Source organism: Exiguobacterium sp. H66 (genome assembly GCF_018618705.1).
GTDB classification, from domain to species: Bacteria; Bacillota; Bacilli; order Exiguobacteriales; family Exiguobacteriaceae; genus Exiguobacterium_A; species Exiguobacterium_A oxidotolerans.
The window spans coordinates 446775-462623 of record NZ_JACSMQ010000002.1 but is presented as its reverse complement, the minus strand read 5'-3'; the positions used below and the strand labels follow the sequence as shown (position 1 = coordinate 462623).

Here is a 15849-nt window from a genome sequence, read left to right as displayed (position 1 = left end):
CATGAATAAGGCAGTCAAACACATCACAGATACGACAGCAGCCGAAACACGATCACTTCCCATCGCCAACCGTTCGATTGCCGTCGTCGGCCTCGGCTACGTCGGTCTCCCGGTCGCCATCGCCTTCGGTGAAAAGACTGGTGTCGTCGGTTTTGACATCAAAGAACAACGGATCAATGAATTACGTGAAGGGGTCGATGCGACGCTCGAACTGACACCGTTCACTTTAAAAAATGCGGACGTCAATTATGTAACGGATGCAGCAGCACTTCAAGCGAGTGACTTCATCATCGTCGCCGTACCGACACCGATTAATGCGCAAAATCAACCGGACTTGACGCCGCTCTTACGGGCGTCACAACTTGTCGGACGCCAGCTGAATAAAGGCGACATCGTCGTCTACGAGTCGACTGTCTATCCGGGGGCGACGGAAGAAGATTGTATCCCGGTCCTTGAGGAATCTTCGGGTCTTCAAGCAGGCGTCGACTTCTTCGTCGGTTACTCACCGGAACGGATCAATCCCGGTGATCATGAACATACGTTCAAGACGATAAAAAAAATCGTTTCAGCACAGGATAAAAAAACGCTCGATGTTGTCGCAGAAGTGTACGAAGCCGTCGTCGAGGCCGGTGTCCACCGGGCATCATCGATCAAAGTCGCAGAAGCGGCAAAAATCATCGAAAATACGCAGCGTGACTTAAACATCGCCTTGATGAACGAACTCGCCATCATCTTCGACCGGATGGACATCGATACGCTCGAGGTCCTCGAAGCGGCAGGGACGAAGTGGAACTTCCTTCCGTTTCGACCAGGACTCGTCGGAGGACACTGCATCGGGGTCGATCCCTTCTACTTGACGATGAAGGCGGAATCGCTCGGATATCATCCGGAAGTCATCCTTGCCGGACGACGCATCAACGATACGATGGGGCGCTTCATCGCGACGTCACTCGTCAAAAATCTAATTAAACAAAACATGCCGGTCCTCGGCGCACGCGTCACGGTCCTCGGTCTTTCATTCAAGGAAAACGTCAGTGACATCCGAAATTCGAAAGTCGCGAACTTAATCAAGGAGATTGAAGAATTCGGAATCGAAGTCCAAGTGACCGATCGCCTTGTCGAAAAAGATGAAGCGAAACGCGAATACGGAATCAACCTGCTCGACATGACAGAGCTTAAACCAGCCGACGTCGTCATCTTCGCCGTCAGTCATGAAGAGTACGTCGAAGGAAACTGGCTACTCGCGAAACACTTACTCAAAGTGGGGCGTGGTGTCGTCGTCGACATCAAAGGGATGCTCGCACCAGCTGAAAAACCGGAAGGGGTGCACTTATGGCGTCTTTAAGAATTCTCCAAGTTTGCGCGCTTGATACGACAGCTGAAACGATGCTGCAACCGTTACTGCTCGCGCTGCGCGACGCAGGGCACGATGTCGGGATTGCTTGTGCCGACACGGGAGCCTCCGACAAGCTGGCAGCACAAGGTTTTACGATGCATGACATTCCGATTGAACGGAAAATTGACTGGACGAGTAATTGGAAAACAATCCGCTCGATCGTTCACATTTTGAAGGCGGGTCGCTATGACGCCGTCCATGTCCACACTCCTGTCGCGGCAGCGCTCGGACGGGTCGCGGCGAAACGAGCGGGGACGAAGCATATCGTCTATACGGCACACGGCTTTTACTTTCATGAAAAGATGGGACGGGTGACGTATCAATTGACCTATTCCGTCGAAAAATGGCTCGCCCGTTTCGCGACGGACTACCTCCTGCTCCAAAGCGGGGAAGACTATGAACTGGCAAACCGAAAACGTTTTAAGGCGACGAAACGATTGATGCATTTAGGGAACGGCATCGATTTGACCCGATTCTATCCACAGGCGCGGCAAGGAAACGAAGCTTTCACCTTCCTGTTCATCGGACGGATCGTCGAGGAAAAAGGTGTGCTCGAACTCCTGAATGCTTTTGAAAACGTCGTGTCGCAAGACCCGGCTGTCCGCTTGATCATCGCCGGTGAAATGATGGAGAGCGAACGGGATCAAACGACGAAACATCGTTTCCTCGAACGTCTACGCGAGATTCCGAATATCGAGTATCTAGGGTTCGTTGAAGATGTGCCACGACTTTTACAACAAGTCGATGCCTTCGTCCTGCCATCGCACCGAGAAGGGGTCCCGCGCTCAATCATCGAGGCGATGGCGACGGCGAAACCCGTCATCGCAACGAACATCCGAGGATGTCGGGAAGAAGTCATCGACGGGACGACCGGTTATTTGGTCGACGTCCATGATGAAACGCAGTTGGCAGCAAGAATGACCGATCTTGTCAAACACCCGCAACAGGCGTCAGAGATGGGCCGGGCCGGATTCGAACGGGCAATGAAACATTTTAACGAAGCTGATGTCATTAAACGACAACTCGATCTCTTTTCGACTATGTAAAAGGAGGAAGTCATCATGAAACGGACATTCGATTTCACAATCAGCCTAGTCGCGATTCTCATCTTACTCCCCGTTTACCTGTTCGTCGCCTTGTTCATTTACACGAAGCTCGGTCGACCGATTTTCTTCAATCAAGTTCGTCCTGGTTATCACGGACAGTTATTTAAAATTTATAAATTCCGGACGATGTCGAACGAGACGGATGCGGATGGCCTCTTACTCCCAGACGAACAACGGATCCCGCACGCGATGGAATGGATTCGGCGGCTCAGCCTGGATGAAATCCCACAATTCTTCAATATCGTCCGCGGTCAGATGAGTTTCGTCGGACCGCGTCCGCTCCTCGTCAGTTACTTGAACCACTATTCGAAAGAGCAGATGACGCGGCATGATGTGTTGCCTGGACTAACCGGTTGGGCACAAATTCATGGACGGAACGCGACGACGTGGCAAGAACGGCTCGAACAAGACCAATGGTATGCGGCGCATCAGACGTTTCGTCTCGATCTCTATATTCTTTTGAAGACAGTAAAAATCGTCGTCTCCTCAGAAGGGAACTCGACGGAACATCAGACGGGGATGGGCGAGTTCAAAGGACTTGACGGAGGTGTTCCCCATGATGTCGTTAAGCGATGAACGACTCATCCATGATCCGACCGAATGGGACGCACTCGTCAGTCAGTATCACCTCGATTGTTATTACGAACATGCCTACTTCGCACTTGAAGAAGTAGGCACCCCGGAGATGTTCTTCTATCCGACGGAATTCGGGACATTGATTTATCCTTACTTGAAACGACCAATCGATGGAACGTCATATCACGACATCACGACACCCTACGGATACGGGGGACCGATTTTCGTTGGGCTTTGGTCACTCGATCAAATCCGCGAAGTCCGTCAACATTTTCTCGACTATTGTCGTGCGGAACAGATCATCACCGAAACGATTCGGTTCCATCCGCTCTTGCAAAACGTCGAAATGGGAAAGCATTGGTGCCGTTCGACGCAGCGACTCCAATCGACCGTGACGGTGGAGCTGACGGATTCATATGAAGCGATTCTCGGTGGCTTTTCAAAAATGACACGGCGCAATGTACGAAAAGCAATCCGGGAAGGCGTCACGATCCGTGTCGCCGCACCGGCCGAGTACGAGAAATTCAAACACCTCTATCGCCTGACGATGGATAAGCACGAGGCAGCACCACGGTATTACTTTACGGATGAATACTTTAAACAGCTGTTATCAGGAACACTCGACGCTGAAGTATTGGTTGCAGAATTAAATGGTCACATCATCGCCGGGTGCATCGTCTTATATGGAAGTCGTTTCGCCCATTATCACCTCGGGGCGTCCGATCCGAGCCAGTTAAAGGTTCGACCGAATCAGTTGTTATTCGCAGAGATGATGCGACGTGCAAAGGAGAAAGGTATGGTTGCGATGCATCTTGGGGGCGGCACTTCACAAGATGCATCAGACAGCCTTTTATTATATAAACGTTCCTTTAGTGGAGGAGCGCATACGTTCTTTTCGATCGGGACGTCGATTCTTGACGAAGTGGCGTATGAACAATTGAACCGAGCGTTTTTAACGCAGTACCCGTCAGTGAATGATTGTAAGTGGTTTCCCGTCTATCGCACACCGATCCGTCACTTGTCATCAAGAGGGGAGGAAACATCATGAAGCAAATCCCACTATCGATCCCACATCTCAGTGGCCAAGAAGCACGCTATGTCACGGAAGCACTCGAAACGAACTGGGTTGCACCACTCGGACCGAACGTTGAAGCCTTTGAAGCGGGGATGCGCGCATATACCAAAACAGAGGCAGCCCTCGCGACAAGTAGTGGAACGGCAGCGATTCACCTCGCCTTGGCGACACTCGGTGTGACGACGGGCGACGATGTTTTCTGTCAGTCGTTGACGTTCGTTGCTTCCGTCAATCCGATTCGTTACGTCGGTGCCCGTCCTGTCCTGATTGATTCGGAAGAGGAGACGTGGAACATGTCACCCGCGGCACTCCGGCGAGCCATGATTCAAGCCGCGACACGCGGACGCCTGCCAAAAGCCGTCATCGTCGTCCATTTATACGGGGTCGTCGCAAAGATTGAAGAGTTGAGTGCGATTTGCGCCGAGTATGACGTTCCGTTGATTGAGGATGCAGCTGAATCACTCGGTTCGACGATCAACGGTCGAATGACTGGGACATTCGGGTCGTTCGGAATTTATTCATTCAACGGTAACAAAATCATCACGACATCAAGTGGCGGAATGCTTGTCGCAAACGATCCGCATTTGATTGAACGGGCGTTTTATCTCTCGACGCAAGCTAGGCAACCGGTCCTTCATTATGAACATACAGAAGTCGGGTTTAATTACCGGATGAGTAATGTCTCAGCCGGCATCGGACGCGGACAACTCGAAGTCATCGAAGACCGCGTCGCGGCACGCCGGAAAATCTTTCAGCGATATACGCGGGCTTTCGACATGCTCGACGCCACACAGTACCAAGCAGAGATTGAAGGGAGTCGCGCCAATCGCTGGTTGACGGCTCTGACATTACCGGGAGGAATGGAACAACGGGATCAATTGATCATCCGCTTACAACAGGATCACATCGAGTCACGACCAGTCTGGAAACCGATGCACTTGCAACCGGTCTACCGGGATGTCCCGTTCATTACAAGTGACGGGATTGATGTCAGCGGTCGCTTGTTTGCTGAAGGACTTTGTCTGCCGTCCGCCTCACAGATGACGTTTACGGAACAAGCACTCGTCATTCGCTCCGTTCGTCAAGGTATTGTTGAGGATGTTCGACGCAACGTTCGGCTATGAATGTGTGGGAGGGAGACATCGTGATGAGCGATATGGAGGAAGCGATCGAAGCACTCCGTCTCGCTGCGAACGGGAAGAATGAACTGACGGCAAATACCTATTTTCGTTGGCAACTGAATACCCAGTATCCGACCGTCGCGGAAATCCTGATGTTATTTGGGTCTTGGCAAATCGCGCTAGAACGCGCTGAAATCGGGCAAATCCGAGTGGTTTATACAAAATCCGACATCATCGAGGCATTACGAGCGGCGAAAGCGGAACTCGAACCATTCACGAGTGCGACATATCGTGAGTGGGCGCAACGGCATCAGGCGCCGAGCTTGACCGATATCGTCCATCAATTCAACTCGTGGCAGCAGGCATTATCAGAAGCAGACATTTTGAAGGAACGGGTCCAGGAGATGGAGCGTCGGATCATCGAATCCTTACTGGAAGCGCAGGAAGCATTACCTACATTAACGAGTCAAGCCTATACGAAATGGGCGGTTGGAAAAAATCGGCCGACGGTAGCGACAATCGCACGACGGTACGGTTCATGGACGAATGCGCTAGAAATCATCGGCATCGAACTTCCGCGAAAACGGTGGACGGAAGAGGAAGTATTGCTCGTGCTAGGGCGAGCCAGACATGAGACGGAGCATTTGACGATTGCGAGCTACCAACGTTTTAGCGAAGGACAGGACGTACCGAGTATTGGTGTCATCACATCCCTGTTCGGGAGTTGGAGCAATGCAATCATGGTGCTTATGAACCAACAAGATTCGTAAATCGACTTGATTCGAAGGGGATGGAGATATGAAAAAATGGAAGTGGATTGTCTTGACGGTCATTGGCATCGGACTGCTCGTTCTCTTCGGATCAGGTGGGTATGTCTACCATCAAGCGAGTCAGACGCTCGAAGACGTCCAGTTGCCGGTCGAGGCAAGTGTCGAAGCGATTGAAGCGGTCGAACAAGAACGAACGATTTCCTTTCTCTTGCTCGGGGTCGACCAGCATGGAGATGAGGCGGGACGGAGCGATACGATCATCGTCGCAACGATTGATCCTGCGAGTGGGGAAAGTAAGATGCTCAGCATACCTCGTGACTTGAAAACAGAAATCATCGGAAATGGCTCACACGATAAAATCAATCATGCCTATGCTTTCGGGGGGCCTGAAATGGCAATCGATACGGTCGAGAACCTACTCGATATCCGAATCGATTACTTTGCTGAAATCAATCTCGAGGGTTTTACGGATCTTGTTGACGCAGTTGACGGTGTCCGTGTTACGAATGACATCGATTTTTCGTATTACGAGATGCAGTTTCCGGTAGGGCAGCTCGACTTGAACGGAAAAGAAGCGTTGGCCTATGCACGGATGCGCTACGACGATCCTCGAGGAGACTTCGGTCGTCAAATCCGTCAACGTCAAGTCGTTCAGGCTGTCGCAGACAAATTGACGGCAGATTTTTCGCTCAGTCGCTTTAACGACGTACTCAGCGTGCTCGGTGAAAACGTCAAGACGAACGTCCCGTTTCCGGTCGTCCGGAAAATTGCGTTAGACTACCGTGATGCTTTGAAGAACGTCGAGACGTTATCACTCGAGGGAAGTGGTGGAATCGAGTCGGATCAGATTTATTACTGGCATCCGACGGCGGAGTCACTGAAAGAGGTGCAAACGAGTTTGCAACAATCGTTGAGATAGAGCGGGGTTTTAAAGTGAACGGTGTCTGGGTTTTTGCTTGGGATCAAGACATCTTCCGAATCGGAAAGTGGTGTTAAGTGGCGGGAAAGATCGTAGTAGATCGATGCAAGTGGTACAAAAGATTCTTGCTTCCCGTGCTTTCCTCGGGTGAGGCGCAAGCCGTTGCCCCTTTCCCTTACAGGTCAAGGTGCAGGGTCTCGCCTGCCTCTGACAGCACAAGTCACCTTGTGCTTTTTCCCGTAAGAGTCACGATGAAGCGAATCTTTTTAGCTTTTCTGATAGAAGGAAACCCAAGGATTGAGTGATGCGAAATGGGATGTCTTATACATCAAAAACGTAGTTGATCGATGTAAGTGGTGCGAAAGATTCTTGCTTCCCGTGCTTTCCTCGGGCGAGGCGCAAGCCGTTGCCCCTTTCCCTTACAGGTCAAGGGGCAGGGTCTCGCCTGCCTCTGACAGCACAAGTCACCTTGTGCTTTTTCCCGTAGGAGTCACGATGAAGCAAATCTTTTTAGCTTTTCTGATAGAAGGAAACACAAGGATTGAGTGATGCGAAACGGGATGTCTTATGCATCAAAAACGTAGCTGATCAATGTAAGTGGTACGAAAGATTCCTGTACTTCCCGTGCTTTCCTCGGGCGAGGCGCAAGCCGTTGCCCCTTTCCCTTACAGGTCAAGGTGCAGGGTCTCGCCTGCCTCTGACAGCACAAGTCACCTTGTGCTTTTTCCCGTAAGAGTCACGATGAAGCGAATCTTTTTAGCTTTTCTGATAGAAGGAAACCCAAGGATTGAGTGATGCGAAATGGGATGTCTTATACATCAAAAACGTAGTTGATCGATGTAAGTGGTGCGAAAGATTCTTGCTTCCCGTGCTTTCCTCGGGCGAGGCGCAAGCCGTTGCCCCTTTCCCTTACAGGTCAAGGGGCAGGGTCTCGCCTGCCTCTGACAGCACAAGTCACCTTGTGCTTTTTCCCGTAGGAGTCACGATGAAGCAAATCTTTTTAGCTTTTCTGATAGAAGGAAACACAAGGATTGAGTGATGCGAAACGGGATGTCTTATGCATCAAAAACGTAGCTGATCAATGTAAGTGGTACGAAAGATTCCTGTACTTCCCGTGCTTTCCTCGGGCGAGGCGCAAGCCGTTGCTCCTTTCCCTTACAGGTCAAGGTGCAGGGTCTCGCCTGCCTCTGACAGCACAAGTCACCTTGCGCTTTTTCCCGTAGGAGTCACGATGAAGCAAATCTTTTTAGCTTTTCTGATAGAAGGAAACACTAGAAAGCCTGTGATGCGTCGCGTTTCCTGACACGAATCGCTTTCGAGCGAAAGAGCAAGAAGGAGCGACCCTGCAGTGAAACGAAGCGGCGCGAAAGCTTGCCGCTCGGAGACGATTCGGGAAGAGAATGCGCGACGAAAAACGCGAATACCTTACGAACCAAAAAGCTTGCCGCTCGGAGATGATTCGGGAAGAGAACGCGCGACGAGAAACGCGGATATCTTACGAACCAAAAAACGCGCTATTCCCTGTAAGCGTCAAGGGAACAGTGCGTTTTGTAGTATCATGTGTCGGACATCATGATTGGACGGGTCGGCGAAGCGGCGACAATTTCAAGGCCGAGTAAACGAAGTAGAGAACGGTCACGATGGCAGCTGCGCTCCATAACAGTTGGTAGCTGCTTCCTGCCGTACCGAAACGAAGTCCGACGAGTGCAGGTACGATCAACGTCAACCAGCTGAGGACGAGTGCGACGCGCGCCGTCAATGCATCGACATTGCGGTTCAGTCCCATTCCGATGAAGAACATCGACCATAAGAGTGTCCAGAACAACCACGTCGTTCCGCTCATCCAGTCGCCTGCGCTAAAGCTGACGCCGGCATAGAAAAATGCGGCGATGGCGACGAACAGGGAAAACCAGCCGACGCCGCTCCCGTCGAGTCCGAAGATGAACGTGATGCCGACATACAGATACGTAAAGGCAAACAAATAAATGCTCGCATAGCCGAACGTCAAGATCGGATCACCTGCTGCACCGATGACGAGCAACGTCGCAACGAACGTTTGTAGTAATCCTGTCAACAAACTGAAGACACCGGCACTCTTTAAATCAACTTTTCCAAACAAGGACAAACTATTTAAAAAGAGCGCAACGCCCCCAAATAATAAACTTACATTTCCCACGGTCATACCTCCATTGAGACGTCAGACGTCTGATTGTGCTTTAACCATATGATGAATTCGCTTCCAATGCAAGTGAAATTTTAAAGGGAATCGGAACAAAAAAATCCCCTAGAAGCGTTTCCGAAGAAAGTCTCCTAGGGGACGGGCGATTAACGGTTTAAAACAGCGCGTAATGTCGTTTCAGTTTGTGGAAGTGTTCCTTTCAACGTAACGAGGCCGTAGCGCGTCGAACCTTTTTTAATGAAGAAGACACGCGTATAGGCAGATTCTGGTGTATACCCCGTCTTACTCGCATAGACACGCGATTCGTTTGGAAGCGACGTGTTCGTATGGTACCACGTCAACGTCCGGGCGTATGGTCCTTTGACGGTCGTTTTGTATGATTTTCGGCCACTGACGGTCATCAAGTAACTGTATTCAGCATACGTGTTAGCGAGTTTTTGCATGTCTGCTGCTGTCGTATAGTGACTCGCATGATAGAAGCCGTGCGGATTCATGAAGTGACTTGACGCCATACCGATTGTTTTGGCACGACTGTTCATCAACGAGACGAACTTCGATTCAGAACCTGCCGTACGGATGGCGATGGCTTTTGCAGCGTCGTTGCCGGAGCGAATCAACATCCCGTTCAAAAGTTGACGGAGTGTGACTTTGTCACCCGAACGGAATCCAGCCGTACTGCTTCCGGCAGGAACGGCGAGCATAGAGTAGGTCAAAGTGAACGTTTGATCGAGCGTTCCTTTTTTGGCAGCGGCGTCATAAGCGACGAGGGCCGTCAACAGTTTTGTCGTGCTTGCCGGATAACGGCGCGTCGTACTGGCTTTTGACAGTTCATAGCTTGAGGAGCCGAGTTTGAAATAACGCATCGAGGCGACGGGATAACTACTTGAAGTCGCAGGTGCACTTGTCGAGATTTTTTTCGCGACCTGACTCGAGACGTAATAATAGTTCACTTTCCCTTTTACTTTGTACCAACCATTCGAATAGGAAACGGCATTAAACTTCGAGTTGTATGTAGCGAGCCGTTTAATATTTTTAGAGGACGCGGTGCTTGGTGACGTACGGACGTTCGCACCATACTTCGAGTAGACGATGATTTTATACGTTTTCGTCGAACTTGCCGTGACTTTTTTCGCGACTTGATTCGAAAGGTAACGGTACGCACTACCATCTTTGATTTTGTACCAACCGTTTGAGTACGAGACTGCTGTGAACTTCGCTTTGTACGGAGCGCGACGCGTGATGGTCGCTGATGAACTCGTGCTCGGCTTCGTTCGGACGTTCGCCCCGATCGTCGAAGTGACGACGACCTGGTAACTGGCAGCTTGTGCGGGTAATGCCGGAAGACATAGGGCGACGAGCAGTAACAGTGTCAGTCCAATTCTGAGCGATACTTTCATAAAAATCTCATTCCCTCCTTGTTCAAATATGTCTCTAGCATAAAACAAAAAAAGGAAATTCTCTTTTTTTTCAAAAAACTAGAATTTTCTACACGCCAGGTATGAAACTACGTATCATAGGGAATGAGTAGAACAGAAAGAACTGAGGGGGATTTATTCATGAAAATTGCAGTCATTGGTCTTGGGGATATTGCACAAAAAGCGTACTTACCGGTCTACGCGGAGCGGTCCGACTTAGACATTTATCTTGTCTCGGAAAATCAAGACAAGGCGAAGCAACTGTGTGCTGCGTATCGTTTTGCCGGGACACTGACATCGATTGATCAGTTAACGGAAGCAGGCATTGGCGTGGCGATGATTCATTCGGCGACGAAAGTGCACGCGATGCAAGCGAAACAACTGCTCGAAGCAGGCATCCATGTCTACATCGATAAGCCCGTTTCGATGGAAATCGAGGAAATTCGTGAGCTGACACGATTAGCAGGGGAGAAAGGCTTACACTTCATCACAGGATTCAATCGACGTTTCGCGTCGGCACACCGGACGTTATTAGAAGTCGAACAACCGAATCTAATCGTCATGCAAAAAAATCGGATTTCGTTCATTGAAGATGCGAAACCATTCATTTTTGACGACTTTGTCCATGTCGTCGATACGTTACGTTTTTTGACAGGGTGCGGTAAAATCGAAAACTTGAGTGTCCGCGGGAAAAAGGTCGACGACTTACTGCATCACGTGACGATCCAGTTCGAAGCGAACGGGATCACGGCAATCGGAATCATGAACCGGAATAATGGTGTGACAGAAGAACGTGTCGAAGTCATGGGACCACATGAAAAACGGATTGCGACGGACGTGACGTCGGTCGATCAATTAACGAAAGCAGGCACGCTCCGTCGTCCGCTTGACAACTGGGAAGCGACACTCAAGCGGCGCGGATTCGTCGAGATGGTCGATGCATTTATTGCGAGCGTTAATGGTGAACCGTCATCGTCCGTTACAGCGGAAGACAGCTTGGCGACCCATGAATTGTGTGCGGAAATCGTCGCCAAGTTATAAAAAATCACACGACATTTCTTGTTCGCGTTATATTGGCAGACGAATGGGACTATTCCAGCTATCGGAATAGTCCCATTTTGTCATCTGTCTGTTTACGCATCATCTTTTAGTTGCTTCAAGTAATAAATCCGTTTTCCGCCGGGGCCTTCATATGTGATTTTTAAGGTCGTGCGGATGAAGCGGTAAGAGATGACACCTTCTGATAAAGGGACGCGGGCCGTCAAATCTGGTTCAAAACGGATTTCATCTGTTCCTTGCCGGGGTGCTTCTTTCATGCCGAAGTCATCATAGAGGAAGGTCGCAATCAGGGAGTGTTCGTCATCGAATCGAATTTCGATGTCGCCTTGTCCGTCAAATTTTTCTTCGGACACTCCTGTATCCAACAGACTGCGATCGACTCGGTAGGTCGCTTCGAGGCGCGACAGGTCCTGTAACAACGCATCGACACCGAGACGGATTGAGACGGCCCGTTCACGAACGGTATGGTCATCCGGAAGATTAAGCTGTTCAATTTTTTTTGAGATGGTTACGACATCCTGCAAACGATAGCTGGCTAATGCCTGTTCGAGCTGCACCATCAAACGGGCGGGCTCGTTCATCTCGTCTTGATCGGTTGATAAATCGACCGCTTTTGTATATTGATTGTTGTCCAGCTCATCTTGAATCTGTGTTGTTGGATCTGATGTACAGCCGATCAAAAAGAAGGGCACCAATAAGAGCAATCGTTTCATGTGTTGACCTCCTTTCGCGTGATGGTCGTGATTTGAAGGTGGTCGGTATGCAGACGAACCGTATAGTGAACGTCATACGTCACGAACTGATTTTCCGGAACGGTAGCGATCTTATACGTTTCTGTCGTCTCGACTTCGAATGTCGTCCCTTTTGAATGGAACTGATTGAAATCAATCGTATGCGGGAGTGGCGTGATTGGATGATCGCTTACGGCGACGATTGCGCGAAGGGCATCGAACTCTGACTGGAATGCCTCAAGCGTTGTGAACTGAATCGCAGCAAACGTTTCAAGCGAATCATTTGCTGCGGAGTACGTCACGAGCTCCGGAATTGTTTGCGTATATTGGCGAACGAATTTTAGGACTTCATATGAAGTCGGTGGATTCTCTTTTGAATACGTTTGATTATAAGCACTGTCCTCATCTGTCCATTCAGATAAGGCGATTGGTTGGACGTTCGACGGATTGTCGATCTTCGTTGCCGTCGTCGGACCGAACCAAGACCAGGCACCGAAAGAGATGACGAAAACCGTCATGACAGCAATCGTCCAAAGCAGAGGATGTCGTTTCTTTGATACGTGTGACGATGAAGTGGATGACATATGTAATCGTTTTTTTTCAGTCACAGGATGCTGGCAATGGGAGCAAGCTGTATCCTGTGATTTTAAAGGTGTTCCACAAAGCGAACAGCGTTCCATGCGACAGACCTCCTGTAAGAAAATAATTTCTTCAAACAAATAAATATTATGAAAATTAAGTCCATAATAACATTAACTGGAAGCGGAATCAAAAAACGATGTCCGATTGAATCAAAAACGTCAGGAGGGATAACGGATGCATCATTTCATCATCAGCGATAGTTTCAAAGGCAGTTTGACATCGGAGGAAGTAGCGTTGGCCGTCCAAAACGGGATTTTACAAGGGGATCGAGAGGCGACGATTGACTGGAGCCCGGGAGCAGATGGAGGAGAAGGAACACTTGAGATGCTGTTTGCAAACGGCTTTGTTCAAGCAGAAGCAGAAACAATCGATTTAGCAGGTCGTCCGATTCGGGCACAATATACCAGGAAAAATGAACAAGCCATCATCGAGGTGGCGAGAGTTTGTGGTCTTGGACAGGTCAGAGCAACCGATTTGCCGATCACTCTTCATACGAGAGGCGTCGGGCGACTCGTGCTCCGCGCGATGGATGCAGGGGCAACAGAAATTTTTTTGGCACTCGGTGGGACAGGGACGACGGATGGAGGGCTTGGGTTTTTGTATGAACTCGGTGCAGTGTTGCTTGACGGACGAAGTCAACCGATTACTTGGACGGACAACCCTTTACTCGAGACGGAACAAATCATCTTGCCAAAGCTTGCCGTTAAACTTCACGTGTTGGCAGATGTAACAGCTGCTTATGCCGGAAAGCATGGGGCAGCGAAAGTATTCGGACCACAAAAGGGATTGACGGCGCGAGAGATTGATGTGCTCGATGTTCATCTCGAACGAATCGGTAACATACTCGGTGTCAACGAAGTCGCAGGTGCTGGTGCTGCAGGCGGGTTAGGTGGAGCTGCTGCGGCATTAGGGGCGGATATCTTGTCCGGAGCACTCTTTTTGTTGAATCAGATTAAGTTTGATCAACGGCTCGAAGCGGCAGATTACGTCTGGACAGGGGAAGGGAAAGTGGATGCGCAAACGGCACTAGGGAAGTTACCCGCAATCGTCGCCGAGCGGGCGAACGAAGCTTTAGTACCATGCGTGATACTTGCTGGTCATGTCGAACGTCCATACGCGCCAGCTTTAATCTGTGAATCGATTCATGATGCTGACGAATGCGTCACGTTAGACAGCGAATTATCCCGTTTGCGTCTCGCTCGTCGTGCTGAGCAAATCACGCGTCGATTAAATACGTGAATTCGAAATCTTAGCACGATTTTCAAAGAATAGGAATGAAGCCTGTCTAAGCTGGGTAAAAGACTATATATTACCATATCATTTGGAAGGCAGGTCACATTCATGATCAATCAATCGATTCAACTGTCATTTCGTCAAGTGCGGGCACTCGTCGAACATACACTATTATTATTTAAAGAGCTGGACCAGCAGTTGGCGAATCGAGGGTACGAACCGATTCTTCCTGATCTTGTACAGACCGAGCATGGCTTAAGCATCCATCAGACAAAAGATAGTGCCGAGTCACTTGTCCCACATTTTTTGACGCGGTCGTACATCCGACAAAATGACAAGCACGTCCAACATGCGCTCGTCGTGTCCGTCCAATATACGCACCCGCTCCATGAGCGATTTGACCCCGTCGTACTGGTCGGCGACGTCGCGTTCAAACAACCGAAGCAGGTCGTGAAGTTGTTGACGGACAAACCGTGGTTATTAAAGTATGCCGCGTTTGAGTCGACGATCGCCAGTTCATTTGAACCGACGGGCGAACGCTTCAGCACGCAGCCGATTGAAGAAATTGAACGACTTGACGTCTGGGGACATTCGTTTACAGAAATGCGTGATATCGAGGACGTGACACGTCTCGCGGAAGAGATGATTAAAGGACACCTTGAACCGGGCACACCTTAAATAGAAAAGACCACTGGTCAGATTCACTGAAGAATCCAGCCGGTGGTCTTTTCGTGTTCAGACACGAACGAGTAAGCGTTCGATGGCTGCTGTCAAATCAGTTGGGTTCGTCTTCGGTGAGAAGCGTGTCACTTCACCATCTCGCGTGACGAGGAACTTCGTGAAGTTCCATTCGACGTCGTCCACACCGTCTGCGTTTGGTGCGGCTGCTTTTAGTTCGGCGAATAAGGGATGGGTCTGCGCGCCGTTGACTTCGACTTTTGAGAAGACCGGGAACGTGACACCGTAGTTGATTTGGCAAAATTCCTGGATTTCTTCATCCGTGCCCGGATCCTGCCCGGCAAATTGATTACACGGGAAACCGAGAACGACGAGACCCTGATCGCGATACGTTTGATGCAACTGTTCGAGTCCTTCGAATTGTGGCGTCAAGCCGCATTTACTGGCGGTATTGACGATCAGCCAAGCTTGTCCTTTGTAGTCGTCTAACGTTGCTGTCGTACCGTCGACGCGTGTGAATGAGTGTTCGTGTAACAAAAAAATTCCCCCTTAACTTGTCTTACCTAACAGTGTACCAAATGAATGTCTGAAGCGCCGAAAACGTAAACTTTCAGATGACAGTTCCGTCACAAAGCGTCGTCAATCCCGTGTCACTGCCCCACAAGCGGCCTGATCTTTGTTAGAATGGTAAGCGAGTATGGAAGGAAAGGAGAGATGCCACATGAGAAAAATGTTGAAACAATCGCGTCATGTCATGATCGCGACGCTCTGTCTCGTACTGGTCGCAAGTTGTATTACGTTGTTGACCCTTGGATTCGAACGCGATATTGTGATTCTTGTTTCTGGAGTGGTTGCCCTGTGGGTGACGATGCTAGCTCCTTTGACGGTCCAAGCTAAAATGAATGAGCAATCATAATCATCGGTCAAAGAAAAAACGCTGTTCCCGTCA

General features: G+C 49.8%; 16 protein-coding genes. 11 read left to right on the top strand and 5 right to left on the bottom strand.

Annotated elements, in window-relative coordinates; all coding sequences use genetic code 11:
* The first annotated feature begins 1 nt into the window (after window position 1).
* The 7 genes from KNP88_RS05605 to KNP88_RS05575 are packed head-to-tail and all read left to right on the top strand — an operon-like array spanning window position 2 to window position 6963.
* Window positions 2-1345, top strand: coding sequence for a nucleotide sugar dehydrogenase (locus KNP88_RS05605; protein WP_251137133.1), 1344 nt, complete (start codon window positions 2-4; stop codon window positions 1343-1345).
* On the top strand, window positions 1333-2442 hold the full coding sequence (locus KNP88_RS05600; RefSeq protein ID WP_214892725.1) for a glycosyltransferase family 4 protein: 1110 nt from the start codon (window positions 1333-1335) through the stop codon (window positions 2440-2442). The genes KNP88_RS05605 and KNP88_RS05600 overlap by 13 nt, the downstream gene beginning before the upstream one ends.
* A gap of 15 nt (window positions 2443-2457) precedes the next feature.
* A complete protein-coding gene (locus KNP88_RS05595) occupies window positions 2458-3078 on the top strand; it encodes a sugar transferase (RefSeq protein WP_214892723.1) in 621 nt (206 codons plus the stop codon).
* On the top strand, window positions 3059-4126 hold the full coding sequence (locus KNP88_RS05590) for a lipid II:glycine glycyltransferase FemX (protein ID WP_214892721.1): 1068 nt from the start codon (window positions 3059-3061) through the stop codon (window positions 4124-4126). The genes KNP88_RS05595 and KNP88_RS05590 overlap by 20 nt, the downstream gene beginning before the upstream one ends.
* The gene (locus KNP88_RS05585) at window positions 4123-5277 is read left to right on the top strand and encodes an aminotransferase class I/II-fold pyridoxal phosphate-dependent enzyme (RefSeq protein ID WP_251137132.1); all 1155 of its coding nucleotides are present in this window, start codon (window positions 4123-4125) and stop codon (window positions 5275-5277) included. Before KNP88_RS05590 ends, KNP88_RS05585 begins: the two co-directional genes overlap by 4 nt.
* Window positions 5278-5300: 23 nt before the next feature.
* Window positions 5301-6044, top strand: coding sequence for a hypothetical protein (locus tag KNP88_RS05580; protein ID WP_214892847.1), 744 nt, complete (start codon window positions 5301-5303; stop codon window positions 6042-6044).
* A 28-nt stretch (window positions 6045-6072) separates the two neighbouring features.
* A complete protein-coding gene (locus KNP88_RS05575; protein ID WP_214892719.1) occupies window positions 6073-6963 on the top strand; it encodes an LCP family glycopolymer transferase in 891 nt (296 codons plus the stop codon).
* A gap of 1570 nt (window positions 6964-8533) precedes the next feature.
* Here the strand turns inward: KNP88_RS05575 and KNP88_RS05570 are convergent.
* Both KNP88_RS05570 and KNP88_RS05565 read right to left on the bottom strand, forming a co-directional pair.
* Window positions 8534-9145 (bottom strand): AmiS/UreI family transporter, encoded by a 612-nt coding sequence (locus KNP88_RS05570; RefSeq protein WP_251132058.1) that lies wholly within the window; start codon window positions 9143-9145, stop codon window positions 8534-8536.
* Window positions 9146-9288: 143 nt separating this feature from the next.
* Entirely contained in the window at window positions 9289-10539 is a 1251-nt protein-coding gene (locus tag KNP88_RS05565; protein WP_088837874.1) for an SH3 domain-containing protein, read from the bottom strand.
* Between the two features lie 159 nt (window positions 10540-10698).
* Here KNP88_RS05565 and KNP88_RS05560 point away from each other — a divergent pair, with 159 nt between their 5' ends.
* On the top strand, window positions 10699-11598 hold the full coding sequence (locus KNP88_RS05560; protein ID WP_214892716.1) for a Gfo/Idh/MocA family protein: 900 nt from the start codon (window positions 10699-10701) through the stop codon (window positions 11596-11598).
* A gap of 92 nt (window positions 11599-11690) precedes the next feature.
* Here the strand turns inward: KNP88_RS05560 and KNP88_RS05555 are convergent, their stop codons facing one another.
* Together KNP88_RS05555 and KNP88_RS05550 are read right to left on the bottom strand one after the other, a co-directional pair.
* Window positions 11691-12329 (bottom strand): hypothetical protein, encoded by a 639-nt coding sequence (locus KNP88_RS05555; RefSeq protein WP_088837872.1) that lies wholly within the window; start codon window positions 12327-12329, stop codon window positions 11691-11693.
* Complete coding sequence (locus KNP88_RS05550) at window positions 12326-13027, bottom strand: zinc ribbon domain-containing protein (RefSeq protein ID WP_088837871.1); 702 nt, start codon at window positions 13025-13027, stop codon at window positions 12326-12328. The genes KNP88_RS05555 and KNP88_RS05550 overlap by 4 nt, the downstream gene beginning before the upstream one ends.
* A 136-nt stretch (window positions 13028-13163) precedes the next feature.
* Here KNP88_RS05550 and KNP88_RS05545 point away from each other — a divergent pair, with 136 nt between their 5' ends.
* Window positions 13164-14228 carry a glycerate kinase gene (locus KNP88_RS05545; protein WP_214892714.1) on the top strand — a complete coding sequence of 355 codons (1065 nt, stop codon included), beginning with the start codon at window positions 13164-13166 and terminating at the stop codon, window positions 14226-14228.
* 102 nt (window positions 14229-14330) lie between these two features.
* Window positions 14331-14900: a hypothetical protein gene (locus KNP88_RS05540; RefSeq protein ID WP_214804271.1), complete on the top strand. Its 570-nt coding sequence runs from the start codon at window positions 14331-14333 to the stop codon at window positions 14898-14900.
* 57 nt (window positions 14901-14957) lie between these two features.
* Here KNP88_RS05540 and KNP88_RS05535 read toward each other — a convergent pair whose 3' ends face one another.
* Window positions 14958-15437, bottom strand: coding sequence for a glutathione peroxidase (locus KNP88_RS05535; protein ID WP_214892712.1), 480 nt, complete (start codon window positions 15435-15437; stop codon window positions 14958-14960).
* Between the two features lie 184 nt (window positions 15438-15621).
* Here KNP88_RS05535 and KNP88_RS05530 point away from each other — a divergent pair, with 184 nt between their 5' ends.
* The gene (locus KNP88_RS05530) at window positions 15622-15816 is read left to right on the top strand and encodes a hypothetical protein (RefSeq protein ID WP_088837867.1); all 195 of its coding nucleotides are present in this window, start codon (window positions 15622-15624) and stop codon (window positions 15814-15816) included.
* The last annotated feature ends 33 nt before the right edge of the window (window positions 15817-15849 follow it).